The organism is Pararhodobacter sp. SW119 (genome assembly GCF_017811755.1).
In the GTDB taxonomy this organism is placed as follows: domain Bacteria; phylum Pseudomonadota; class Alphaproteobacteria; order Rhodobacterales; family Rhodobacteraceae; genus Pararhodobacter.
In genome coordinates, this window is the sequence record NZ_JADDJF010000154.1 from 1 (window position 1) to 1,309 (window position 1,309).

Annotated in this window: 1 protein-coding gene; it reads left to right on the forward strand. The window is 62.9% G+C overall.

What is annotated here, in order from left to right; all coding sequences use genetic code 11:
* Window positions 1-56: 56 nt before the first annotated feature.
* A protein-coding gene (locus IM708_RS20995) for an IS3 family transposase (RefSeq protein ID WP_209428492.1) occupies window positions 57-1,282 on the forward strand; the annotation gives its coding sequence in 2 pieces (ribosomal slippage) (window positions 57-399 and window positions 399-1,282; 1,227 coding nt in all).
* Window positions 1,283-1,309: the final 27 nt, after the last annotated feature.

Below are 1,309 nucleotides of genomic sequence, written 5' to 3' on the forward strand. Positions count from 1 at the left end.
TGAACTGGCCCCCATTTCGACCGGACAGTCAGGCATGAACATGGAGGCTTAGGCCTATGCCTGAGCACGTGCTTATGTCTGACATTGAAATCATCACCGATGGCGGCCGCCGGCGCCGCTGGTTGTCTTCCGAAAAGCTCCGGATCGTCGAGGAAACGCTGGACGGCCGGGAGAGCATTTCCGTGGTCGCCCGCCGCAATGGCGTTGCGCCCAATCTCTTGTATCGTTGGCGCCGCCTGATGCTGGAAGGAGGGAGCGTCGCGGTGGCGGGCGATGACGATGTGACCAGCAACCGGACCGTTCGGCAACTGGAAGACCGCGTCCGGGAACTTGAGCGCCAGCTTGGGCGCAAGACGCTGGAGGTGGAAATCCTGAAGGAGGCGTTGGACAAGGCAAGGTCAAAAAAACCGACCTTGCTTGCGCAGTCGCCGCTTCGGGACGGTTCCCGATGAGCGCCGTGGCCGAAACCCTGGGCGTGTCGCGCTCGAACCTGCATGACCGGGTGAGCGGGAAGACCAAGCCGCGTCGGCGCTACCATAAAGCGCAAGACGCGGCGCTGCTGCCATTGATCGAACAGCTGGTCGCGGAGCGCCCGACCTACGGCTACCGCCGCATCACGGCGGTTCTCAACCGTCAGCTGCGCAGCAAGGGCCTTGCCCCGGCCAATCACAAGAGGGTTTACCGCATCATGAAGGCCAACAACCTCCTGCTCGCCCGCAAATATACCGAGCGGCCCGAGCACACCCATGACGGCAAGGTTGTCGTCCTACGCTCGAACCTGCGCTGGTGCAGTGACGGCTTCGAGTTCACCTGCTGGAACGGCGACATCATCCGCGGCGCCTTCATCATCGATGCCTGCGACCGCGAGGTGATCGCCTGGCGGGCGGTGGTCAATGCCGGGATCAGCGGATCGGACGTGCGCGACATGATGCTGGAGGCGGTCGAGAAGCGCTTCGGCACGTTCCGCGCGCCCGCTGCCGTCGAGATCCTGTCGGACAACGGCGCGCCCTACACCGCCAGGGAGACAAGGATCTTCGCGCGACAGCTCGGGCTGAAGCCCTGCTTTACCCCGGTGCAGAGCCCGCAAAGCAATGGAATCTCGGAGGCCTTCGTCAACACGCTGAAACGCGACTACGTGCACGTCTCGCCGCTTCCCGAAGCCGAAACCGTACTCGGATTGATCGCCAAGTGGATCGAGGACTACAATGACAACCATCCGCACTCAGGGCTGAAGATGCGCTCGCCCCGCGAGTTCATCGCAGCTCAAATCGCAACCGCCTGACTGTCCGGTGAAACGGGGGCAAGATCA